Source organism: Streptomyces lavendulae subsp. lavendulae (assembly GCF_002803845.1).
GTDB lineage: Bacteria > Actinomycetota > Actinomycetes > Streptomycetales > Streptomycetaceae > Streptomyces > Streptomyces lavendulae.
Genome location: NZ_CP024985.1, coordinates 541,522 through 563,678, shown reverse-complemented (window position 1 = coordinate 563,678; position 22,157 = coordinate 541,522). Strand labels below are relative to the sequence as shown.

Genomic DNA, 22,157 nt, shown 5'->3' with positions numbered 1-22,157 from the left:
GAGTCGGCGGCGGGTTTGGCGGCCCGGAGCAGTTCCTGCCGTGTGCCGCCGCGCTTCATCAGGCGCGGCTTGTATCCGCCGGGCGTGCGCGCCTCGTCGGCGTGGTGCCGATGGCTGTGGGGTGGGGGCCGCGGTGACGCCGCCGTGCCGGGCGGACCGTCGGGTCAGGCCGTCCAGACCGCTCGCACGGTGTCCACGCACGAAGCCGCCTGGACGCGGCCCGCCCTGGCGGCGGCGGCCCGGCGGCTCTGGTCGAGCATGTTGCGGCCGAACGCCTTGAGGGAAGGGCGGTCGGGGGTGAGGACGGCCACCGAGGCCCCGCCCGCGGCGAGGTCCGCGCCCTGTTGGGTCGCGCTCGGGTGCGGACCGACCGCCTTCGGGATCGGGGCGATGGCGACGACCCGCCGATGGCCGCGGGCGAGCTGGACGTTGGCCGTCGAGCGGCTGCCACCGTCCATCCAGCGACGGCCGGCCACCGATACGGGCGGCCAGACCACCGGTACCGCGCAGCTCGCCGCCACAGCCTCGGGGAGGCTCACGCCCGAGGCGGCGTCGAAGACCTCCAGGGCTCCTGACCGGGCGTCGACGGCAGTCAGGCGCAGGGCGCGGCCGGGCCATTCCCGTACGCCGGCCAGGAGCGTGGCCACCGCGCCGTGGACGGCCGATTCGGGGGCGGTGCGGGAGGCCAGCGCGGCCCGGCCGAGGCGCCGGACGGAGCGCTCCGGGTCACGGGATCCGAGCGCGGCCCACAGGAAGCGGGCGGTCTGGCCCGCGGTGACCTTGACGTCGAGCTCACCGGCCCCGGCGAGGTTCTCCTCGTACATCTCCTCGGCCGTCACCCCCGAGGCGAGCCGGGAGCCGATCACCGAGCCCGCCGAGGTGCCGATCGTCACGTCGGCACCGGAGAGGTCCAGGCCCGCTTCGGCCAGGCCCGCCAGTATCCCGACCGTCCAGGCGAGCCCGATCGTTCCGCCGCCGCCCAGCACCAGAGCCGTGTCCGCCATCGTCCGCGTCCTTCCCGGAGCGTAAACCGGGGAGTGTTCCCCGGTTGATGGGTCGACAGTAGCACGCGTAGCGGGGAATGCTCCCCGTTTTGCCGCCCGGATCCCGTCCGCCACGCCGGTACTCCGTCGTGCGCCGCCCCGTGTGCTCGCTCCCCACCCGGCACTTCATTCCCTGGGCTCACGTTTTCCCGGGGCCGAGGGAACCCCAGTTTGCTTTTGAGCCGATTCCGAGCAGTCGTTCGGTAGTCGTTAATCTTTAAACATTCATGGCCGGGTGCAGCTCAGGGGCGTGATCGTGGAATGTGAAGTCGGGCCGAATCGTGTCGCACGGCAGGTTGGCGTCGTGGCGCGATCGGACCTTTACTGCGGGCGAGGTGGGAGGAAGGCTGTACGGCGTAAGCGATGCGCCGATAGCGTTCACCGCGACCGGGAGAAATCCTCGTATCGAATGCGGAGACCGAATCGAACCTGAGGAATGGCTGGTGACGGGGCCAGGAGCGGCGCCGTCCGCCGCCGGGGGTGAACACCTCGACGGTGACGCCGGAGGCGATCCGTTCGTTTGGGGTTGGCCCGGAATTCATATGCGTAGACCGAGCTGGATTTGGGGCCGATTTATTCGGAACGCTTTCATTCTCCGGATCCGGAGCTGTTTTCTGTGTCCCGCCGGGAGGTGCTGGGGTATTACCACCCCATAACGCTCCCGCGAGCTTCCTTTCTGCGCCGGTTGACGACACCAGGCAGCGCAACAACACCGTGCGCTCGCCGGACCGACTGACGTCCGTCGGGCCACGCCTATACGTTCTGCTTACCGAAGGCATATTCCAACCAGCGGTCCTCACCGTTGAGAGGGACGGGCATGACGAGCCACGCAACCGAAGTCGACCTCGAAGACCTGCTCCGCCGGGCGCTTGAAGCCACCGGCGAGGGCGCGCGTTGGAGCACCGACGCGGACGAGATGTGGTGCCGCCTCACGCCCCTGTCCACGACGCAGCGGGCGCAGGGCTGGAAACTGCACGTGTCCGCGACCTCCGCCTCCGCACCGGCAGTCCTCGCGAAGGCCCTGGACGTACTGCTGCGCGAGGGCTCGGCGTTCAAGTTCGCCCGGTCCCTGGAACAGGTGAGCGCGCTCAACTCCCGGGCCACGCCCCGGGGGAGCTCGGGCAAGTTCATCACCGTCTACCCCCGCTCCGACACCGACGCGGCCCGGATCGCGCTGGAACTGCACCGGGCCACGACCGGGCTGGCCGGCCCCCGGATCCTCTCGGACCAGCCCTACGCCGTGAACAGCCTGGTGCACTACCGCTACGGCGCCTTCGTCGCCCGGCAGCGGCTGTCGGACCAGGGACTCCTGGTGTGGTTCTACGAGGACCCCGACGGCAACCCCGTCGAGGACGTGCGCACCGGGCGGTACTCCCCTCCCTCCTGGGCGGTCAGCCCCTTCCCCGCATCGGTACCGGCCCCGCCGCGCACCGAGGAGGCGCCGACCGGCCCGGTGCTGCTCGGCGGCCGCTTCTCGGTCCGGGAGGCGATACGCCACACGAACAAGGGCGGCGTCTACCGGGGGACGGACGCCATCACGGGCGCACCCGTCGTCATCAAGGAGGCACGGCCGCACGTGGAGGCCGACGCGTCCGGCAGCGACGTACGCGACTGGCTGCGCGCCGAGGCCCGGACCCTGGAGAACCTCGCCGGCACCGGCCTGGCCCCGGAACCCGTCGCGATGTTCGAGCACGGCGGACACCTGTTCCTGGCCCAGGAGGAAATACCCGGCGTACCCCTGCGGAACTGGGTCGCCGAGCACTTCCGCGACGTCGGCAGCGAGCGCTACCGCGCCGACGCCCTGGCCCAGGCCGGGCGCCTGGTCGACCTCCTCGCCGCGGCGCACGCCTGCGGCTGCGTCCTGCGGGACTTCACCCCCGGCAACATCATGGTCAGGCCCGACGGCGAACTGCGCCTCATCGACCTGGAGCTCGCCGTCCTGAAGGACGACGCCGCCCTCCCGACCACGGTGGGAACCCCGGGCTTCAGCGCCCCCGAGCGGCTGGCCGGCGCGCCCGTCTCCCCGACGGCCGACTACTACAGCCTCGGCGCCACCGTGTGCTTCGTCCTCGCCGGGAAGGTCCCCCACCTGCTGCCGGAGGAGCCCGCCGCCAGATCCGCGGAGCAGCGGCTCGCCGAGTGGCTGACCGCCTGCGAAGGCACGCTCCCCCTGCCCGACGGCCTGCCCGGGATGATCCTCGGGCTGATGAAGGACGATCCGGCCGAGCGCTGGGACCCGGCCAGAGCACGTACGGCCCTGCGCCGCACCGGGAGTCCGCTCCCCGGGCACCCCGCCGCCGGCCCCACGGGCAAGGACCCGGGCGACGCGACGGCGGCCTCGGTGGCGGGGATCGTGGACCACCTCGTCGAGTCGATGACCCCCCGCGACGAGCGGCGGCTGTGGCCCGTCTCCACCATGGCGGGGGAGACCGACCCCTGTACCGTCCAGCAGGGCGCGGCCGGTGTCCTGGCGGTGCTGACCCGGTACTACGAGCTCACCGGCGATCCGCGCCTGCCGGAACGGATCTCCACCGCGGGCCACTGGATCGCGGCCCGGACGGACACCCGCTCCACGCGCCCCGGCCTGCACTTCGGCGGACGGGGGACCGCCTGGGCCCTGTACGACGCCGGACGCGCCCTCGACGACCGCGCCCTCATGGACCACGCGCTCGCCCTGGCCCTGGCTCCGCAGGAGCCGACGCCCAGCCACGACGTCACCCACGGCTCCGCGGGCAGCGGACTCGCCGCCGCCCACCTGTGGCACCGCACCGGCGACCCGCGCCTCGCCGCGCTCGTCGCCGACGCGGCCGACCGGCTGGCCGCCGCCGCACGACCCGAGCCGACCGGCGTGAGCTGGCCGGTCCCCGCGGAAGCCGTAGCCAAGGAAGCCGGCAAACGCTACCTCGGCTTCGCCCACGGAACGTCCGGCATCGGATGCTTCCTCCTCGCCGCCGCGGCCGTCACCGACCGCCGGGAACACCTGGACCTGGCCCTGGCGGCGGGGGAGGAGCTCGTGGCCACGGCCTTGACGGTCGGCGAGACGGCCCAGTGGCCGGCGCAGGCCGGAGACGTGCCCACGGCCCCGTACTGGTGCCACGGTTCGGCGGGAATCGGCTCCTTCCTGGTGCGGCTCTGGCAGACCACCGGGGACGACCGGTTCGGCGACCTCGCCCGCCGCGCCGCGCGCGCCGTCGTGGAGCGGGCGTCCCGCGCCCCCCTCACCCAATGCCACGGACTGGCGGGCAACGGCGACTTCCTCCTCGACATGGCCACGGCCACGGGGGACCCCGCCTACCGCACGTCGGCCGAGGACCTGGCCCGCTTCATCGTCGCCGAACGGGCCCACCGCGACCGCCACGTCGTCTTCCCCAACGAGTACGGGGACGTCTCGACGGGCTGGAGCGACGGATCCGCGGGAATCCTCGCGTTCCTCCTGCGGACCCGCCACACGGACTCCCGGCTCTGGATGATCCAGCAGCCGGGTTGAGCGGCAGGGAACCTGCCGCCCATCTCACAGAGAAGGAGAAAGCCATGGAGAACCGCGACTTCGAACTGCTGGCTCACCTGCACGCCCTTCCGGAGACCGACCCGGTCGGCGCCGACGGTGTGGCGTTCGCCAACACCTGCGACTGCGTCGGCCTGCTGACGCTCCTCAACACCGTCTGCGTGGGCATCAGCTGTAACTGACCCGGCACCAGGCCCCTTCGCCTCCGGTACCGCCCAGCAGCCGAGACGACGGCGGTCTCGTCGCCCAGGCGCTGAACACCGGCCCCGCCGGGAGGGAGCACCCCGTGTTCCCTGGTCGACACCCGAACGGGACAAGACGGAACGGGCCCCACGAACCTCCGGCCGGCGGCTGCCCCACGGCGCCGCCGGCCGGAGCGCGAGGCCCCGCCCCCTCCAACGGGGAGCCGCACGCGGGGAAGGCCCCGCCCGCACCGGCTCCCCCCGAACCGCACCACGCCCGAGTCCGCAGACGACACCCCGCAGACGAGGACCCGACCATGCAGCCACGCGCCGGTGACGACGCCCCCACCCAGGCAACCCTCCCGACGGCCGCCCGCACGGGCCCGCACGCCGCGGAGTCCGCCCCCGAGCCGGCGTACGCCATCAGCACGCGCGGTCTGGTCAAGAGCTACCCCGGCCCGGACGGCACCACCACCCACGCCGTACGCGGCCTGGACCTGGACGTAGGTCAAGGCGAAACCTTCGCCTTCCTCGGCCCCAACGGCGCCGGGAAGTCCACCACCATCGCCCTGCTGTGCGCCCTGGCCCGCCCCACCGCCGGACGGGCCACGGTGGCCGGCGCCGACGTACTCGGCGAGCCGGACCAGGTGCGGCGCCAGGTCGGGATGCTCTTCCAGCACAGCGCCCTGGACACCGACCTGACGGCCGAACAGAACCTGCACATCCACGCACGCCTCTACGGGATGAGCCGCCGCGACGCCCGCCGCCGCGCCACCGAGACGCTCGAAGCCGTAGGACTGACCGACCGGCGCCGATCCCCGGTACGCACCCTCTCCGGCGGCATGCGCCGACGCCTGGAGCTCGCCCGCGGCCTGCTGCACGCACCCCGGATCCTGTTCCTCGACGAGCCGACCACCGGACTCGACCCCCACGCCCGGGCCCAGGTGTGGGAACACCTGCGCGCACTGCGCGACCGGCAGGGCACCACCCTCTTCGTCACCACCCACTACCTCGAAGAGGCGGAGAACTGCGACCGCCTCGCCATCATCGACGGCGGCCGCCTCGTGGCACAGGGCACCCCCTTCGCGCTCAAGGACGCGATCGGCGACGACCGGGTGGTACTGCGCACCAGCGACGACCCGTCGGCCCACCAGGTCGTACGCCGGACCGCGCCACCGGGCACCGTCACGGCTCTGGACACCGAGGGGATCAGCCTGCGCGTGCCCAACGGCAGCTCCTGGATCCCCCGCCTGTGCGCGGCCCTCGAAGCCCACGGCATCCCCGTCCGGTCCGCCTCCGCGACCCCGCCGACGCTCGACGACGTCTTCTTCCACCACACCGGCCGCAGCATCCACACCGCACGCCCCGCACCGACGCCCACCACCACCCAGCCGACCGCAACCACGGCGACGACCGAGGGGGGCCCGTGACCACATCCGCTCTCAAGACAGCCGGAGTCCCGGACACTCCCGGCAGCCCCGACCCCGCCGCCCCCGCGCCGCCGTCCCGCCTGCGCCGCGAACTGCGCGCGGTCCACGCGCTGGTCCACCGCGACCTGCTGCGCCTGTCCACCCAGCGCACCCACACCGCTCTGATGCTGATCCAGCCGGTGCTCTACCTCTTCATCCTCGGAGGCGGCCTGGCCGCGCTGATCCCCAACTCCACACTGGGCGTGGGCTACCAGACCTACCTGTTCCCCGGCGTGCTGATGATGACCGTCCAGACCCCGGCCATCATGGTCGGCATCCGCCTGATCACCGACCGCCAGAGCGGCTACCTGCGCGAACTGCTGATGGCCCCGGTAAGGCGCTCCACCCTCCTCCTGGGCAGCTGCGCCGGGGGCACCACCGTCGCCGCGGTCCAGGGCGCCGTCCTGCTCGCCCTGGCCGGCGCGGTCGGCCTGCCCTACGACCCGCTCCTCCTGGCGCTGCTCCTCGCCGGCATGGTCCTGGCCTCCTTCACCATCACGGCCCTCTCCCTGGCCCTGGCCGTGACCCTCGGCCGCCCCGAGGTCTTCCACATGCTGCTCGGCCTGGTGATGATGCCGCTGCTGTTCCTCTCCGGCGGCTTCTTCCCGCTGGAGAGCCTGCCGGGCTGGGCCCGCTCACTGGCCGCCCTCAACCCGCTCGCCTACGGAGTGGACCTGCTCCGGCGCGGCATCACGCTCCGGGTACCGGACCAGGCGGCCGTGGCGGGCCTCGAATGGTTCGGCCGACAGCCCCCGCTGCTCCTCGAAGCCGCGGCCCTCCTGGCGACCGGGACCGCGGCCCTGCTCTGGGCCGCCCACCGCTTCAACCGCCCCGAATGACCGACGCCCTTCGGCCCGGGCCCGTACCCCCACACGGCACGGCTACGCGGGGTCCCCGGACTCGGGTATGTCCTCGATCCGCTTCCCGTCGAGCAGATGGGCGGGCAGACAGGGGTGCTCCGCGTCGACGGGGAAACCGCGTTCGTAGGCCATGCTCGCCATCGCGAGCGGCCCGAGGGCGAGACGGGCACGCGGCGCCGCCGACCCGGACCAGTACCCGGAGTGTTCCGCGAGGGCTTCCGTCAGGGTCTCGGCGAAGGCGTTGGGGTCACCCGAGACGAGCCGGTGGAAGAGGGCGACGGGCTGGTAGTCGATCCGGTTCACGAAGTCCTTCGGCGCGTGGGTCAGGCCCTCGGGCATGGACGACTCCATGGTGGCCAGCAGCTTCTCCACCACCTCGTCCATGGACCGCCGGGAGAAGTAGGTCTGCAGGGTGTCGACCCAGTGCAGGACGTACGCGTCGACGGAGTCGTCCTCCCGCAGCCGCGCCGGCGGCACCCGGCACAGCCGGTCGATCCGGTCCGTCTGGCGGCACACGACCGCGAGGTACAGGGCGTCGAGCCAGGCGCGGGCGTCCGCGGGCGGGTCGGCGGGAGTCGCGGGCAGCTGCGCGGTCCGCTCCCCGCCCAGGTGACACTGCTGCGGCTGCGCACCGACGAACAGCGCGGAGCCGAGCTGTACCGCGGTGGCCCAGGCGTCCCACGTGTCGATGCCCGCCGCGTCGGGGTCTTCGGCGCAGCGCGCGTGGGCGAGCGCGACGGCGGCGCCGAACGCACCGCCCAGCGCCGCCGGGTCCCGGTCGCACCGTCCCGCCGACTCGGCTATGGATGAGGCGAGTTCGCCGAGGTCGGGAGCCTTGTCCGCGGTGCGGGTGGCGATCCGGCCGGCGCCGTCGAGCCGGACCAGGCCCTTCATCATGGCGAGGAGCTGCGGTGGCGGTCGCAGGGAGAAGGTGCGGGTCTGCTCGTCGAAGACCGTGAGCGACGTCAGTGCGCCGGCGTGCCACCAGTAGACCTGCGGAGACAGGGCGCCCCGCCCCGAGTCCTCGTGAGCGCCCAACGCGTAGGCGGCGAGGGCGTTGACCGCGTCGGCCACGGATCCGTCGCCGATCGGGTGGAACACCAGGTTGTGCCGACTGGGCACGACGACGAGGGCGCCGGCGTCCGGGAGCGGCTCACCGGTGACCTGCCGGGCCGCCTCGGACAGGAACAGGGCCTTGGCGGCGACGAAGTGGGAGTCGCCGTAGACGGAGTGCAGCCGCGCCCCCTCCTCGGTGACCACCTCCGCGTACTCGGCGGGCACGCGCATCAGGTTCGCGTACGCCGCCCGCCCCAGTTCCTGGAGCCCGGCGACCTCGACGTCCCTGTCGGTGAGGATCCGCACACTGGTCGGTCCGTCGAGGGCGTACGCGAAGACGAGCCCGTCGGCCACCACGCGCGCGTAGCGCATGGCCCCGGAGAGCTCGGGAGTCAGCGCGGCCAGGGGCAGCAGCCGGGCGTGGACACCGCGCAGCAGCTCGGCGGCGTCCGTCGGTTCAAGGGCGTCGTCTCGGTTCACCCCTGCGACCCTACGAGCAGGGTGTGACAACACGACGCCGGGGCGGCCGGGCGCGAGCGCTCGACGGGGTTGCGCATCCCATGTCCTTGCCGTGGCGGTCCAACTCGTCGACGATGCTCCAGTACCCGGGCCGTCCGGATTCCACCGGGCCGGTCGGGGCGTTGGAGAACAGGGGAGAAAGTGACGAAGAACAGCATTCCGAAGAAGCGTCCGGCAGCGGCGGCGGCACTCGTACCGCTCTTCATACTCGCCGGGTTGCTGCTGGGGCCGACGGCAGCCGCGGAGGCGGCCGTACCGGCGGCCCGGCAGGCCCCCGCGGCGACCGCGCCGGCGCAGCACTCCCACCCGGCCGGAGCCGGTGTGGCAGCCGCTCTCCGCGCCCCGACCTCGTCCCGGGTCCAGGCCGTCACCGACAACAAGAAGAACAAGAAGAGCAAGAAGAGCAAGAAGAAGGGCGGGCTCTTCAAGAAGCTGATGATCGTCGTGCTCGTCGTCATCGTGCTGTTCGTGGTCCTGTACCTGGTCCGCCGGGCCCTGCGCCGCCGGTCCGCCTGAGGCCGGACGACAGCGGGGCGACGCCCCGGCACGGCGTGATCGAAGTTTCCGGTGACGGACCGAATCCTTTCGGCGGGCCCGGGCCTCCTATATGTGTGCCGACAAACGTCGGAACGCGCATCAGGAGGTCCACATGCTCATCGGAATCGCCATCGCCGCCGGAGCCGTGCTGCTCTGCACGTGCGCCTACGTCGTCACGCGCAAGCGGAAGCACGCCCGTGGCTGACACGACCTGGCCCGCCGAACAGCTCGTCGCCGACGCCCAGCGCGGCGACGTCGCCTCGATCACCGCGCTGGTCGAGGGATCGCACCCGAACGTACGGAGATTCGCCCGCTCGCTCTGCGCCACACCCGAGGACGCCGAGGACGCCGCGCAGGAAGCCCTGATCATCCTCTACCGGAAGATCGGGACGCTGCGGGCCTCCGGCGCGCTGGCCTCGTGGATGTTCCGCATCGTCCGCAACGAGTGCCTGCGGCGCGCGCGGACGATGCGGCCCCACGCACCCCTGCCGGACACCGCCGTGAGCTCGGCCGAGGACGTGGTCCTGGAGCGCATCGAAGCGGGCCGGGTCGCGGCCGCCGTCGCCGCTCTGCCGGCCGAGCAGCGGCGCGTGCTGATCATGCGGGACATCCAGGGCCACAGCGGACGGACGACCGCACAGGAGCTCGGCCTCAGCACCGCGGCGATGAAATCGCGCCTGCACCGGGCCCGCGCCTCCGTCCAGCAGTCCCTGCGCGCCACACCCCGCCCCACGACCGGAGACACACCGTGAAGCCGACCACCGGAGCCGACGGCCCCGACTTCGCGAGCGCGTCCCTGCCCCGCCACCTGGTCCGCGGCCTGATCGGGTTCGGCAGCCTGATCGCCGCGCTCGCGCTCCTCCCGGTCACGGGCCCGGTCAGCCTGCTGCTCCTGCCGGTCGGCGTACTGGCACTGCGCGGCTGCCCGATGTGCTGGGCCATCGGCCTGATGCAGACCATTTCGCGGGGCCGCCTCCAGCGCTCCTGCGAGGACGGCCGGTGCACCCTGACCACGACGGGCGGGCACCGCTGACCCACGGAACCCGCAGATGCCGTTCACGCCCCCCGGCCGAAGGGAAGGAGCTCAGACCGCCGGGGAACGGCTGACCAGGCGCCCGTTCAGGACGACCTCCAGCCAGGTGTAACAGTCACCGGTCCACAGCCCGACCTCGGCTCCGCACCCCGCGCACGCCAGATTCGGCCCCTCGTGCCCGCCGGGCCCGCAGCAACCGCCCCACCGGCCGCGGATCTTCGTGGTGCCGACCAGGTCACCCGGGCTCAACAGCAGGTCCACCCCCGGCCCGTGCCCCGCCCGGGGCGCACGCCACCTCTTGGGAGCCGGGCCCCAGGCGATGCGCCCCGGCTCCGGATCGCGGGCGAAGGAGCCCGGCGCCATCCTGGGCGGGCAGGGGTCCACGGGAGAGTCGAGCGGCGTCCAGGCCTCGTCCTCAGCCGGCGGTCGCACCTCGCGCACCGGCACGGACAACCGGGCGCCGCACACGGCACAGGAGAAGACCTCGGCACCGGCGTTCCGCATCGCGTCCTCCCCTTCCCCCGATGCCGCCGAGGCTACCCGGGCACCCGGCGGAGTTCGAGCAGGGCCACCACGATCTTCACCCCGGTGGAAATCGTCAGGGCCTGCAGAAACGGCATGCCCATGAGCCACAGGGCCACCATCATGACCGTGAGGACCAGGAACGCGGGAAGCAGATGGGTGCGCGTGATCGCACCCCTCAGACGTTCGGCCCTGCTCCGGTCCTGATCCACCGCACCGACCGGGCGCGCGGTGAGGCCTTCCTCCTCGGCTTCCGGCATCGGCCACCGCCTTTCCCTCGTACCCGTCCCCGCCCCCGAGCCTCGGGCACGATCCGACCGCCTGCCACCGCGGCCACCGTCCCCGCCGCCATCCGGGGTACAGCTCCACCTCATCGGTCCAGACCGGACCCCCTGAGGGCTTTTCGCCAACGAAGCCCCCAGCCCGCATTGGTCGTTGATCGGAACGGGCCTAGTGTGCTGTGCCGGGGCCGCGCGCGGGTTCGGACGGTGGGGCCAGTCGATCACGGAGGGGGAGCACGTGCAGCATGTAGTCGTCCTGGGGGGCAGCATCGCGGGGATGGCCGCGGCACGGGCCCTGCGGAGCCTCGGCAAACGGGTCACCGTCGTCGAGCCCGATGGACTCGCAGCGACGGCGGCGAGGGACGGCGTGCCGCAGAGCGGGCAGCTCCATGCGCTGCTCGACATGGGACGCACACAGGCCGAACGCTGGTTTCCCGGGTTGTCGAAGGACCTGGTGGCCGAGGGCGCGGTCCTCGGGTCGGGCAGCGAGATCCAGCTCTTCTCCCGGGGCCGGCGCAAGGTCTCCGTCCCGGGGAACGAGCTGATCGGAGTGAGCCGCGGCCTCCTGGAAGAGCACATCCGCCGCCGGACCCTCCTGGACGACGGGGTGTCCGTGAGGGCGGGCAAGGCGTGCGGCCTGGTCGTCCGGGACATGCGGGTGGCCGCAGTCCGCGTCCGCGCCGCCGACTCGGACGAGGTCCACCTGGTGCCGGCCGACGCGGTGGTCGACGCCACGGGCCGGTCGAGCCGGCTGGCCTCCTGGCTCCGGGAGGAGGGCTGGCCGCAGCCCCCCGTCGACCGCATGCGGATCGATCTGGGCTACGCCACCGCGCGCTTTCGCAGGGGACACGAACTCCCCGACGTGCGCGTGGCGCACCAGCTGCCCGCCGCCGCGAGCGGTACCGGCGCGCAGCCGGACACCGGGGCCATGGCCGCGGTGGAGGGCGACCAGTGGATGGCGGTCATCGCGGCGTACGCCGGCATGCGCCCGACCCGGGACCCCGCCGACTTCCGCAGGCGCATGAAGGAGATGGACGCCGGCCCCTTCGGGGTCGTCGCGGACCGCTGCGAGCTGATCGGCGAGGTCGAGACGTACGGCATGGCGCACTCGTTGCGGAGGCGGTGGTGGGAGGTGGAGCGTCTTCCCGGAGGCCTCTTCGTCGTGGGCGATGCCGTGGCCTCGTTCAACCCGGTCTACGGGCAGGGCATGACCAGTGCCCTGCTGCACGCATCGTGCCTTGCCGCGTACCTGCGCAGGGGAGCGGACCTCCGTGCGCCGGCGCATGCCTACTTCCACCACGTCAGGGTCGTCGTCAACGCGGCATGGGAGCTCTCGACCCTGTCCGACCTGGCACAGCCGCACGTCACGGGCCCTTACCCCCGCGGCTACCCACTGGCCAGGAAGATGGCGGAGTGGATGGAGGAGGCCTCCACGACGGACGCGTGGGTGAACGAGAGGTTCCTCGACGTCGTCAACATGCGCAGGCGTCCCGCCGATCTGCAGACGCCACGGTTCTGGTGGCGCGTGGCGATGGCCCGCGCCCGGCGGTAGCGGTGACACCGCGCGGACCGGACGGGTCCCGGCCCGCGTACGGCCCACTCCGGGCTGCGGCCCGGCCCCGGACCACCGGATGCTGGACGGGATACCTGATGTGCCCGCGCGCGACCGAGGAGGCACGGCGACAGCTCCGGCCGGCGGTCCCAGGAGCTGTCCTAGGTGCTGGGGACCAGCCGTCCGTCCTCGTCCACACCGGCCGCGGCCAGAACCGCCGGGTGGCCGAGCAGGCGGGCCATGCGGACCAGGTGGGCGCGCTGGGCGGCCGCTTCCAGCTCGGAGCCCGGCAGCGGGACGCCCCTGCCGCTCACCCGGGCCGCTCCGTCCTCGGCGCGCGCCACCGCCCCGAGGAGGACGGCCGCCGCGGCCGCGGCCCGCTCGTCGTCCTTCGACCAGCCGGCGCCGGCGGCCGCCTCGCGCACCCGGTCGACGGGGGCGCTGCCGAAGTAGGGGTGCAGGCTGCGGATGCCGCTGAGGATGTCGGCCATCCGTGTGATCAGGTGCCAGTCCCGTACGTAGATCAGGCCGAGCTGAGCCACCGGATTGGGCTCGGTCAGCGTGATCCGCGGGTCGGCGCGGCGCGTCAGCTGCCACAGGGGGGCCAGCGCCAGGTAGTCCCGGCGGTCGGCGCGCCACGTGGCGATGGCGGCTCCGGAGAACCCCCAGTTGATGATGATGGCTCCGATCGTGCCGGAGACCGGGCCGAGGCTGTGCAGGGGGTCCAGGCCGCGCCATCCCATGGCGCCGGCCACGGTGGCCGGCCCGACGCACGCCACGTACCCGGCGATGAACCAGGTGGCGAACGCGATGTGCTGAAGGGCCCGGCGCAGCCTCGGATCGTCGTGCGAGGAGAGGGCGTTGTGGCGGAACCGCAGGGCGGTGGAGACCGAGGCGTAGCCGAGGCCCAGCTGGAACGCGCCCAGCATGACCAGGGCGCCGGGGTCCCGGCCGTAGGTGATGTTGAAGTCCAGCGGGTGGGGTGCGTCGTCGAGACCGGCGACGAGGAATCCGGCGATCAGGGCGGCCGCGACGAGACCGTAGACGACGAGCGGCCGGGTCAGCGGGTTGCGGGTCGCGCCCGACGGGGAAGGGCGCCACAGCAGCGACATCACGTGCGTATGGGCGAAGAAACCGAGGATGCAGAGGAAGACCAGCAGCTCGGCCAGGTTCTGCCTGCCCGTCAGGTCCGCCACGCCGCGGTAGACCACGGGAGTCGCGAACACGAAGGCGGCCACCCCCAGGGCGGAGCACAGGGCGATCAGGCGCAGTGCGGGCGAGCGTTCCCGCTGCCAGGCGACGAACTTCGCGAAGGTGGTGCACGAGGCGATCGCGGCGACGGTGAGGTAGACGATGTCGGCAGTGTCCTCAGACACCGGTCCCCCTGTGACGCAGGGCGGAGCTCACCGATGTGGTGGCGTCTCCGCTGATGTTGGTGATCATGCTCACGATCAGCCGCCCCAGGGTCTCGGCTTCCCGCTCGGGCGGAGTCTGCCCGCAGGACGGTGCCGTCTCGGGCCCGTCGAAGTAGGTGCGGGCCAGCATCATCCGGCTGATCTTGGGATTGAGGGCGGGGGCCAGGCTGGCGAGCAGTTCGTCCTGCAGGTCGTGTCCCGCCGTCTCCGGATCGTGCCCGAGGAAGGCGTGTGCCAGTTCGTGGGCGATGACGAAGTTCTGCAGGATGCTCTGCGAGTCCTTGTCGACCACGATGACGAGCTCTCCGGGTCCCTGCAGGAGTCCCCCTGTGAGCGGGTACTTCAACGGCAGGTAGAGGATTCGGATCGGCACTCCGCAGCGGTCGGAGACGGCCGATACGACCTCGTCGATGGTCGGGTGCGCCGGCAGCCCGAGTTGCGAGCAGAAGGTGTTGCGCAGTCTGCGAAGGGTGCGGATCTCCCGGAGCGTCTCTGAGACGATTCCCAGGGTCTCCCGGATTCCCGCCACGGTCCATCCCTTCTGCGAACACCACGGCACATGGGACGCGTGCCGCGGTTCCTTCGTGAATCCGCCGGACTACTCGCAGGTGGTCCGGCGTCCATGGACCGCCCACGTCTGGAGAGTCACAGTCAGTAGCTTGTACGTTCACCGCGAGGGAGATCAAGTGGGACGGGCCCGCGGTCGGCGTACTTCCTGAATCGGAAGGCCCCGGGGGAGGGGCAAGCAGGGGTGAACCGGACGAACTCGCCGCGCCGGGCGGGAACCCTTCAGTCCCGGGATTCGGGCAGCGTCCCGAGGTAGCGGCTGAGGACGGCCGGGGCACCGGCTTCGCGCAGCAGTGCCACGAGCTCCACTTGGTCCTTGGTCTCCTGCACCAGGGCGTCGGTGTCGGGGAGGGTGAAGAACGCGGGGCCGGCTTCGATGCCGAAGTGTCGGGCCAGGGCCTCCAGGGGGTCGTCCGTGAAGAAGGACGGATCCACCTTGAAGATCTTGCAAAGCAGTTTGGTGGATTCGAGGCTGGGCTTGCTCTTGCCCTCCAGGAGGTTGTAGAGCCACATCCGCGACTTTCCGCACGCCCGGGCCACGTCCGTCTGCGTGTGCGGCCTGCCCTCGTCGGTCGTCCGGGTCTTCAGCAGGTGCCCGAGCCGGCCGATGAACGGGTCGCCCTCGACGGCCTCCCACGCGGGGTCGCCGGCTCGCAGGGCCTGCAGGACGTCGAGCGGTACGCCCGTGGTGTGGCTGACGGCGGCGTTCGACTGGGGCTCGGAGCCCCTCGGGAAGATGTGCGTGAACAGGAAGTCGAGGCGCTCCGAGATCAGCAGCGCCCGCTGGTCGCCCGTGCCGCTCATCGATCCCTTTCCTGCCGTCCAAGTGACCGTCGCCGTGGCGGCCCGTCCGGCCGCACGGTACTCGAACTGCATGCCGACCGCATCAAGTCTAACCGGCAAGCCACGGCAGCGGTCGATTCCGGCCTCGAACCGATGGTCAAGGGCCGCGAACCGCGCCCAAGTTGGCGTCATGTGCAAACTATTGTTGACACCGGGCGGAGGGTGCAGCAGGATCTTGTCCATGCCGCCAGCTGGCCGGGCTCCTCCCGATGCGGGAGGGGTCTTCATGGCTGGTCGTTTGCGCCGCCCGAAGGCAGCGATCCCCACGGGGGAGGGTCGCAACCCGGGTCGGGCAGCCCGTTCGGGCCCCGATCCGACGCCCGAGGGCGGCGCACGGCAGCTCTTTCTCCTCCGCGGGCCGCGCGGTGGCGACGGTGAGGGTTCCCGTCCCCCGATTCCGCCCGTTCCGGCCCGCTTTCGCGGTGATGCCGCAGGCCCCCGTCCCGTCGGCGGTGGGAGCGCAGGGCGGTGTTGGCTGGATGTCGGCGTTCCGCTTGGGCCTGTGGATCAGTGGCCGTTAACCTCCCGCTAGTTGCTCAAGTCAACCAATGGGGACCGGTATGGACGACACCGCCGAAACTTTCCACAGCCACGTGGAAGAGATACTCGAAGCCCTGGCCAAGGAACCGGACCATGAGGCCCTGGTACACCACGACCGACGGGTGAGCGCGGGTGAACTGCGCGCTCTGGTCTACGGCATGGCCCGCGCGCTGCGATCCCAAGGGGTGAGCCGCGGGCAGACGGTCACCCTCCTCTCCGGCAACCTGCCCGAGACGATCGCCGCCCGCTACGCCGCCGGCCTGCTCGGCTGCGCCGTGAACCACCTCTACGCGGGACTTTCGGCCGACGTGCACGCCGACATCCTGCGGGACGTCGAGACCCGCGCGCTGATCGTCGATCCCGCCCACCGCGAACGCGCCGCCGACCTGGCCCGCCGGGTGCCGCTGGAACGGGTGCTGGTCCTCGGCGCAGGCGAAGGCGCAGGCGAAGGCGAAGGAGAAGCCGACGGACCGGGCCCGGACCTGGTGCGGCTCGCCGCTGAAGAGTCCACCGAGGTGTTACCGGGCTCCGCGCGTCCGCAGGACATCTGCACCATCCGCCACACCGGTGGGACCACCGGTCATCCCAAGGCCATCTGCACGACCTTCGAGCAGTGGGTGTCGATCGGACCGGACTGGTCCGAGGAGGGACAGGTCAGGGCCCTGGCTTGCACCACCCTCGCGCATGCGGCGGGTCTCATGGCGGACAGCACGCTGCACCGCGGGGGCACCGTGGTCCTGCTGGACGGGTTCGAGGCCGGCGCCGTGCTCGCCGCCATCGAGCGCGAGCGCATCTCCCACACCTTCCTGCTGCCGCCGCTGCTCTACCAGTTGACGGACCACCCCGAGGTCGACCGTACCGACACCTCCAGCCTGCGGATGCTCACCTACGGGGGCTGCGCCTCCTCCCCGGCCCGCCTCGCGGCGGCGGTCCGGCGCTTCGGCCCGGTGCTGAACCAGTTCTACGGCCAGAACGAGGCCGGCGGGATCAGCATCCTCTCCCCCCAGGACCACGATCCACGGCGCCCGGAGCTGCTGCGCACCGCCGGGAAGATCATGGAAGGCGTCGAGGTCGCCGTCCGCGACGCCGACGGACGGGACCTGCCCGCCGGTGAGCACGGCGAGATCTGCGTACGCTCCCGGCACGTGATGAAGGGCTACTGGAAGCAGCCCGAGCTCACCGCGGAGGTGCTGCGCGACGGCTGGCTCCGCACCGGTGACATCGGCTTCGTCGACCGGGACGGCTACGTCACCATCGTGGACCGGCTCAAGGACATGATCGTGGTGGTGGGCGGCCACGTGTACACGGTCGAGCTGGAGGACGTGCTGAACTCTCATCCGCAGGTCCTGCAGAGCGCGGTCCTCGGAGTCCCCGACGCCAACCTCATGGAGCGCGTCCACGCGGTGGTCGTGCGCGCTCCGGGCGCCGACGTCGGCGAGGAGGAACTGCGCGCCGTGGTGCGGGAGAGGAAGGGCGCCATGTACGAGCCCGCGAGCATCGTCTTCGTCGACGCGCTGCCCCTGACCGACGCGGGCAAGCCGGACAAGAAGCTGCTCCGCAGCCGCGCGGCCGAGCCGGCCCCGTCCCCCTGACCCCGGCCGCGCGAACGCGACGGCCGGTGAACTCCCCGCCCCCTCCCCGCCTGTTCTAGGGTCGGCGCCATGAGTACGCACACCCCGACACTTGAGTCACTCCTGCTGCAGATCGCCCGACGGGACGCCCTGCGGCAGGTGGAGAAGGACCTGGAGGCGCTCGGATCCGAAGGGATCGGCGGCCTGTTGGAGATACGGCGGAACGGGCCGGGCGCACTGCGCCGTCACGCGCTGCACGCGCTGGCGATGATCGGTGCCGGGGACGGGCTGGACGCCCGGGACCGGCGGGCGCTGGAGCGCCTCGTGCGGATCAAGCTGCTGACCGACCGGCCGCTGGACGACCACTGCCCGTTCGTGTGGATCGCCGTGCCGGCGGCCACGTACGAGGGGGTCTTCGACGCCCTGGGGCTGCACGACCGCATCCCCGCCACCATGGCCATGGGGATGTCGGCGGTGGAGCACGACACGGCCGTGACGACCGGCCCCGACGGCGAGCGCAGGACCGTTCAGCGGGCCTTCGTCACGCCCGAGTTCGACGGCTGGCGGATGGTGTTCGGGGGCCCGGCGGCCGGGTGCGCCGAGGAGGAGGTCCTGGCCCGGGTCAGCGCGTACTGCGGGCAGGCCCACTTCTACTTCCGGGACGCCTACGACGACGACCACGGCTGGGCCGTCGCCGAGCAGGGCCGCGTGATCCGCTCCTACCGGACCTACCGCGAGCCGGCGTGGACGGGCGACCCGCTGCCCTGGGAGACCCCCCAGACGGAAGACGAGTACTGGGAACCCGGCCTGTACGAGCCGAACGCCTCCTGCGAGGCGAACGCCAACGGCGTGGCGGAAACGGTGACCGTCGACCCGGAGACGATCGACGAGAGCACCCCCATGCGCGGTCACGGCTGGCTGGCCGTGACCGCGCCCGGCGTCGGGCACGGACCGTTCCCCGGAGCCCTGCAGATCTGACGCGCGCCCTGTGCCCCGGCGCTCCCTCAGCGGGCCGCCGGGGCGTGGGGCGGGAGCCGGAAGCCGACCTCGGCGCCGCCGTCCGGGGCGGCGGTGGCGAAGACGGTGCCCTCGTCGGCGGTGACGAGGTCGTGCACGATCGCGAGCCCGAGGCCGGAGCCCGGCACCGCCTGGGTGCGCGGGCCGCGGTAGAAGCGGCCGAAGACGGCCGACCGTTCGTCCGGCGCGATACCGGGACCGTGGTCGCGCACGGACAGCCGGGCGCCCTCGACGTGGACGGTGACGGGAGTGTCCTCGGGGCTGAACTTCAGCGCGTTGCTCAGCAGGTTGTCGACGCAGCGCCGCACCGCCCGCGGTCGGGCCCGCACCGGCACCGGGCCGTGGACCGTGACCGTGACGGTCCGGCCCGTGCGCCGCCGGTGGCGGTGCGCGGCCTCCTCGGCCGCGGCGGTCAGGTCGACCTCGCCCGGCTCCTCCTCGGTGGAGCGGTCCGTGGCCAGGTCGACGAGCTCGCGGACCAGCGTGTCGAGGGCGGCCGCCTCCGTGACCAGGGTGGTGAGGATCTGCTCCTCGTCCTCGGGAGCGAGCCTGCCGCGCCCCCGCTGGAGCAGCTCCGCGCTGCCGCGCACCGAGGTCAGCGGGGTGCGCAGCTCGTGGCTGGCGTCCTGGACCAGTCGCTGCTGCTGTGCGCGGGAGCGGCGCAGGGCGGCGAGCATGCTGGCGAAGCTGCGGGTCAGCTGGCCGATCTCGTCCCGTCCGGCAGACGGCAGCGGGGTGGTGAGGTCCTGGGTGGTGGTGATGTCCCGGGTGACGCGGGCCAGGCGGCGCACCGGGCGCAGGATGCGGTCCAGGGCGAGCCAGCTCAGCAGCGCCGACAGGGCGGTGGCGGCGACGGTCGTCCAGGGGACGCGCCACAGGAACGCGTGGTCGATGCGCTCGGCGCCCGCGTAGTGCTGGGCGACCATCAGGGCGCCGCCACCGGGCAGCGGCACGGTCAGGACGCCGTACTCCGCACCGTCGACGGTGATGTCCTCGCGGGCGGAGTCCCGCTCCCCCCGGGCCACGCCGAGGGCCGACTCCGGAGCCGGCAGCGCCACGCGGCCGGGATCCAACGGGCGCACGGCACCCCCGGCCTCCACCACCTGCTCGGTCGTGTCCGGCCGGACCGGGGGAGTACGGGAGACGCCGAGCAGGGCGACGACCGTCACGGCACGGTCCTGGAGCGCGCGGTCGAACTGCTCGGCCACGACATCGCTGACGCCCCGGTACGACAGGGTGGCGGCGAGCGTCATGGCGAGCGCGGCGGCCGCGACGACCACCAGGGTGATCTTGGCGCGCAGCATCACTCGGCCCGGACGGTGTAGCCGACGTTGCGCACGGTGTGGATCAGCCGTGGCGCGCCGTCCTGCTCGGTCTTGCGGCGCAGGTAGCCGACGTAGACGTCGAGGGAACGCGAGGTGGTGTCGAAGTCGTAGCCCCAGATGCGCTCGTAGATCCGGGTCCGGGTGAGGACCGCGCCCTGGTGGTGCAGCAACAGCTCCAGCACGTCGAACTCGGTCTTGGTCAGGTCCAGCATCCGCGATCCCCGGTGCGCCCGCCGCGAACCGGGGTCGAGGGTGAGGTCCGCGACGGCCAGCACACCGGTGTCCGCCACGTCCCGCGGGTCCGCGGTGCGGCGCAGCAGCGCGCGGATGCGGGCGAACAGTTCCTCCGTGGCGAACGGCTTGGACAGGTAGTCGTCGGCGCCCGCGTCCAGACCGGCCACCCGGTCACCGATCTGGTGGCGGGCCGTCAGGACAAGTACGGGCAGCCGGTCGCCGCGGCGCCGCAGCATCCGGCACAGCGCCAGCCCGTCCAGACCGGGCATGACCACGTCCACCACCGCGAGATCGGGGGACTCCCGTTCGAGCACGGCGAGGGCTTCGAGCCCGTCGGAGGCCAGCAGGACGCGGTACCCCTCGAAGCGCAGCAACTGGTCCAAGGTGCTGCGCACCCCGGGGTCGTCCTCGACGACCAACACCGTCCGGCGGGTCTCGTTCACCTCAGTCATGTGATCATCTTCGCCGCCGCCGGACGTGGTCACGACGTCGGCCCTCAGCGGCCCACGGGAGTGACGGCGATCGGCGCCAGTCCCTGCAGGCAGGAGGTGTCACCGGGGGTGCCGGTGCGGATGAAGCGGCTGGTGACGCCCGTGACGCAGCCGGTGGGCTCCAGCTCGGGCACGTGCCCCGCGTTGCGCACGGAGAAGAAGGCGCTGCCCCGGAACCTCGCCGCCGCCAGGCGGCCGTTGGCGTCGGGGGTGTTGGCGTCCAGGTCCCCGGAGAGCACGAGGACCGGCACGCCGGGCAGTTCGAGGTCGGTGGGCTGCGGGCGCGCGGTGTTCCCGCGCGGCCAGGACATGCACACGTCCCCGCCGTCCGTGGGACCCTCGTTGAACCCCTGGCCGCTGAAGGCGCCGAACCCGCCCTGCCCGGCGCCCGCGAGGGCCTTGCGGTACTGCTGCCACCGCACGGTCAGCGGGGCGTCCGTCGCCCATGCCTTGCGGTAGTCGTTGCAGACCACCGCGATGTACGGGGCCTGGTCCTCGGAGCCGCCGGAGGATCCCTCCTCCTGCACCAGGCGGCGCAGCGGTCCCGTGTCGCCCTTGACGAAGCGGTCGAGGGCCCACGGCGCGCTCCCCAGCAGGGAGGGTCCGGCCGGGTCCATGCCCACGCCCCGGCTCGCGGCCTCGAACATGAGGTTGGCGAGCTTGCCCTCGGTGAACCGCTCGCGGTACGTCTTCCCCCCGGCCGTGATCGGCACGGTGAGGGGCCGCTCCCGCAGCCGCGCGGCCGTGGTGGCGAGGTCCCGTACGGCCTTCTCCCCGTCGCACGCCTTCGGCACGGAACGCTCGCACACCCGGCGCAGGGCCAGGGAGACGGCCTGCGCACTGGGCCGCACGAGAGGGTCGAAGTCGTGCGGGTAGGCCCCGGACAGCACGACGGCGCGCACGCTCTCGGGGTGGCGGCTCGCGTACACCGGCATCAGATAGGTGCCGTACGAGAGGCCGTAGAGGGTGAGCTGCCGCACGCCGAGCCGGGCCCGGACGGCGTCGATGTCGTCGGCGGTGGCCGCGGTGGTGTAGCCCCGGGCGCGCGGGCCGAGGGCGCGGGCACAGCGTGCGACGGCGTCGCGCTGCTCCTGGCGCGTGCCGAAGCGGTACTCGGCGTCGGTGACCCCGCACGGCAGGTGCTCGGACTTCCCGGTGCCCCGGGGGTCGACGAGCAGCAGGTCGTGGTCCTCCAGCAGTCCCTCCAACCCGGCGGCGAACTCCGCGGCCTTGCCGATGGCCACCTCGCCGGGGCCCCCGGGGTTCACCGCGACGGTCCCCCTGGCGGCGCCCGGCCCCCGGTGGCGCACGACCGCGTAGGCCACCTCGATCGTGCCGAGTTCCGGCTCGCCCGCCACCAGGGGGCGCTCCAGCGAGCCGCAGTCGACCCGGTGCCCCGCCACGGTGGGGCACCACCGCGGGCCGCCCCCGGCCAGGTCGGCGGCGTTCGCCGGCGGCAGTGCCGAGAGCAGCAGCGCCAGCGTGCCCGCGGCCAGTCCCGCCCGCCGTGCCCCGCCCGTGAAAGTCCTCATGTCCGTCCCTTCCGTCCTCCGGTGTGGGAACGACCTTGCCGGGTCCGTGACAGGGCCGGGGAA

At 72.6% G+C, this 22,157-nt stretch carries 20 protein-coding genes; 10 read left to right on the top strand and 10 right to left on the bottom strand.

Annotation, left to right across the window (positions count from 1 at the left end; all coding sequences use genetic code 11):
- Positions 1-164: 164 nt before the first annotated feature.
- Entirely contained in the window at positions 165-1,004 is an 840-nt protein-coding gene (locus SLAV_RS02760; protein ID WP_030237053.1) for a patatin-like phospholipase family protein, read from the bottom strand.
- An 856-nt stretch (positions 1,005-1,860) separates the two neighbouring features.
- Between SLAV_RS02760 and lanL the strand changes: the two genes are divergently transcribed.
- From lanL to SLAV_RS02745, 4 genes are all read left to right on the top strand, one after another.
- Positions 1,861-4,530, top strand: coding sequence for a class IV lanthionine synthetase LanL (gene lanL / locus SLAV_RS02755; RefSeq protein ID WP_030237052.1), 2,670 nt, complete (start codon positions 1,861-1,863; stop codon positions 4,528-4,530).
- 44 nt (positions 4,531-4,574) lie between these two features.
- Complete coding sequence (locus tag SLAV_RS41470; RefSeq protein WP_167456780.1) at positions 4,575-4,730, top strand: VenA family class IV lanthipeptide; 156 nt, start codon at positions 4,575-4,577, stop codon at positions 4,728-4,730.
- 317 nt (positions 4,731-5,047) lie between these two features.
- The gene (locus SLAV_RS02750) at positions 5,048-6,160 is read left to right on the top strand and encodes a daunorubicin resistance protein DrrA family ABC transporter ATP-binding protein (protein WP_030237049.1); all 1,113 of its coding nucleotides are present in this window, start codon (positions 5,048-5,050) and stop codon (positions 6,158-6,160) included.
- Positions 6,157-7,038, top strand: a complete 882-nt coding sequence (locus SLAV_RS02745) for an ABC transporter permease (RefSeq protein WP_394298629.1) — start codon at positions 6,157-6,159, stop codon at positions 7,036-7,038. The genes SLAV_RS02750 and SLAV_RS02745 overlap by 4 nt, the downstream gene beginning before the upstream one ends.
- Positions 7,039-7,080: 42 nt before the next feature.
- On the opposite strand, the gene SLAV_RS02740 is transcribed toward SLAV_RS02745, so the two are convergent.
- Entirely contained in the window at positions 7,081-8,595 is a 1,515-nt protein-coding gene (locus SLAV_RS02740; RefSeq protein WP_037688111.1) for an immunity 49 family protein, read from the bottom strand.
- A 180-nt stretch (positions 8,596-8,775) separates the two neighbouring features.
- Here SLAV_RS02740 and SLAV_RS02735 point away from each other — a divergent pair, with 180 nt between their 5' ends.
- The 3 genes from SLAV_RS02735 (at position 8,776) to SLAV_RS02725 (ending at position 10,204) form a co-directional block, all read left to right on the top strand.
- Positions 8,776-9,150, top strand: a complete 375-nt coding sequence (locus SLAV_RS02735) for a hypothetical protein (RefSeq protein WP_051841281.1) — start codon at positions 8,776-8,778, stop codon at positions 9,148-9,150.
- 218 nt (positions 9,151-9,368) lie between these two features.
- Positions 9,369-9,923 (top strand): RNA polymerase sigma factor, encoded by a 555-nt coding sequence (locus tag SLAV_RS02730; protein ID WP_030237038.1) that lies wholly within the window; start codon positions 9,369-9,371, stop codon positions 9,921-9,923.
- Positions 9,920-10,204, top strand: coding sequence for a hypothetical protein (locus tag SLAV_RS02725; protein ID WP_030237035.1), 285 nt, complete (start codon positions 9,920-9,922; stop codon positions 10,202-10,204). Before SLAV_RS02730 ends, SLAV_RS02725 begins: the two co-directional genes overlap by 4 nt.
- Positions 10,205-10,255: 51 nt before the next feature.
- Here SLAV_RS02725 and SLAV_RS02720 read toward each other — a convergent pair whose 3' ends face one another.
- Together SLAV_RS02720 and SLAV_RS02715 are read right to left on the bottom strand one after the other, a co-directional pair.
- Positions 10,256-10,708, bottom strand: coding sequence for a hypothetical protein (locus SLAV_RS02720; RefSeq protein ID WP_030237033.1), 453 nt, complete (start codon positions 10,706-10,708; stop codon positions 10,256-10,258).
- 32 nt (positions 10,709-10,740) lie between these two features.
- On the bottom strand, positions 10,741-10,986 hold the full coding sequence (locus tag SLAV_RS02715) for a hypothetical protein (protein WP_030237030.1): 246 nt from the start codon (positions 10,984-10,986) through the stop codon (positions 10,741-10,743).
- Positions 10,987-11,245: 259 nt separating this feature from the next.
- On the opposite strand from SLAV_RS02715, the gene SLAV_RS02710 reads away from it, so the two are divergent.
- Complete coding sequence (locus tag SLAV_RS02710; protein ID WP_030237027.1) at positions 11,246-12,559, top strand: FAD-dependent oxidoreductase; 1,314 nt, start codon at positions 11,246-11,248, stop codon at positions 12,557-12,559.
- 161 nt (positions 12,560-12,720) lie between these two features.
- Here the strand turns inward: SLAV_RS02710 and SLAV_RS02705 are convergent, their stop codons facing one another.
- The 3 genes from SLAV_RS02705 to SLAV_RS02695 form a co-directional block, all read right to left on the bottom strand.
- Positions 12,721-13,935, bottom strand: coding sequence for a DUF6545 domain-containing protein (locus SLAV_RS02705; protein ID WP_030237025.1), 1,215 nt, complete (start codon positions 13,933-13,935; stop codon positions 12,721-12,723).
- A complete protein-coding gene (locus SLAV_RS02700; protein ID WP_158740809.1) occupies positions 13,928-14,503 on the bottom strand; it encodes an ImmA/IrrE family metallo-endopeptidase in 576 nt (191 codons plus the stop codon). The genes SLAV_RS02705 and SLAV_RS02700 overlap by 8 nt, the downstream gene beginning before the upstream one ends.
- A 260-nt stretch (positions 14,504-14,763) precedes the next feature.
- Positions 14,764-15,417, bottom strand: coding sequence for a helix-turn-helix domain-containing protein (locus SLAV_RS02695; protein ID WP_158740807.1), 654 nt, complete (start codon positions 15,415-15,417; stop codon positions 14,764-14,766).
- A gap of 527 nt (positions 15,418-15,944) precedes the next feature.
- Here SLAV_RS02695 and SLAV_RS02690 point away from each other — a divergent pair.
- Together SLAV_RS02690 and SLAV_RS02685 are read left to right on the top strand one after the other, a co-directional pair.
- Positions 15,945-17,516: an AMP-binding protein gene (locus SLAV_RS02690; RefSeq protein ID WP_030237018.1), complete on the top strand. Its 1,572-nt coding sequence runs from the start codon at positions 15,945-15,947 to the stop codon at positions 17,514-17,516.
- A 69-nt stretch (positions 17,517-17,585) separates the two neighbouring features.
- Positions 17,586-18,473: a hypothetical protein gene (locus tag SLAV_RS02685; protein WP_030237015.1), complete on the top strand. Its 888-nt coding sequence runs from the start codon at positions 17,586-17,588 to the stop codon at positions 18,471-18,473.
- 26 nt (positions 18,474-18,499) lie between these two features.
- Here the strand turns inward: SLAV_RS02685 and SLAV_RS02680 are convergent, their stop codons facing one another.
- From SLAV_RS02680 to SLAV_RS02670, 3 genes are read right to left on the bottom strand one after another with little or no spacing between them, the layout of a single operon-like run.
- A complete protein-coding gene (locus SLAV_RS02680) occupies positions 18,500-19,816 on the bottom strand; it encodes a HAMP domain-containing sensor histidine kinase (RefSeq protein ID WP_051841280.1) in 1,317 nt (438 codons plus the stop codon).
- Positions 19,816-20,523 carry a response regulator transcription factor gene (locus tag SLAV_RS02675; protein ID WP_030237010.1) on the bottom strand — a complete coding sequence of 236 codons (708 nt, stop codon included), beginning with the start codon at positions 20,521-20,523 and terminating at the stop codon, positions 19,816-19,818. The genes SLAV_RS02680 and SLAV_RS02675 overlap by 1 nt, the downstream gene beginning before the upstream one ends.
- A gap of 44 nt (positions 20,524-20,567) precedes the next feature.
- Positions 20,568-22,094 carry an alpha/beta fold hydrolase gene (locus tag SLAV_RS02670; RefSeq protein ID WP_030237008.1) on the bottom strand — a complete coding sequence of 509 codons (1,527 nt, stop codon included), beginning with the start codon at positions 22,092-22,094 and terminating at the stop codon, positions 20,568-20,570.
- Between the last annotated feature and the right edge of the window lie 63 nt (positions 22,095-22,157).

What these genes read in the sequence shown, in the direction of transcription:
- SLAV_RS02690 (WP_030237018.1), top strand. Translation starts at nt 15,945, where the DNA reads ATGGACGACACCGCCGAAACTTTCCACAGCCACGTGGAAGAGATACTC.
- lanL (WP_030237052.1), top strand. Translation starts at nt 1,861, where the DNA reads ATGACGAGCCACGCAACCGAAGTCGACCTCGAAGACCTGCTCCGCCGG.
- SLAV_RS02720 (WP_030237033.1), bottom strand. Translation starts at nt 10,708, where the DNA reads ATGCGGAACGCCGGTGCCGAGGTCTTCTCCTGTGCCGTGTGCGGCGCC.
- SLAV_RS02750 (WP_030237049.1), top strand. Translation starts at nt 5,048, where the DNA reads ATGCAGCCACGCGCCGGTGACGACGCCCCCACCCAGGCAACCCTCCCG.
- SLAV_RS02715 (WP_030237030.1), bottom strand. Translation starts at nt 10,986, where the DNA reads ATGCCGGAAGCCGAGGAGGAAGGCCTCACCGCGCGCCCGGTCGGTGCG.
- SLAV_RS02670 (WP_030237008.1), bottom strand. Translation starts at nt 22,094, where the DNA reads ATGAGGACTTTCACGGGCGGGGCACGGCGGGCGGGACTGGCCGCGGGC.
- SLAV_RS02695 (WP_158740807.1), bottom strand. Translation starts at nt 15,417, where the DNA reads ATGCAGTTCGAGTACCGTGCGGCCGGACGGGCCGCCACGGCGACGGTC.
- SLAV_RS02685 (WP_030237015.1), top strand. Translation starts at nt 17,586, where the DNA reads ATGAGTACGCACACCCCGACACTTGAGTCACTCCTGCTGCAGATCGCC.
- SLAV_RS02675 (WP_030237010.1), bottom strand. Translation starts at nt 20,523, where the DNA reads ATGACTGAGGTGAACGAGACCCGCCGGACGGTGTTGGTCGTCGAGGAC.
- SLAV_RS02680 (WP_051841280.1), bottom strand. Translation starts at nt 19,816, where the DNA reads ATGCTGCGCGCCAAGATCACCCTGGTGGTCGTCGCGGCCGCCGCGCTC.
- SLAV_RS02760 (WP_030237053.1), bottom strand. Translation starts at nt 1,004, where the DNA reads ATGGCGGACACGGCTCTGGTGCTGGGCGGCGGCGGAACGATCGGGCTC.
- SLAV_RS41470 (WP_167456780.1), top strand. Translation starts at nt 4,575, where the DNA reads ATGGAGAACCGCGACTTCGAACTGCTGGCTCACCTGCACGCCCTTCCG.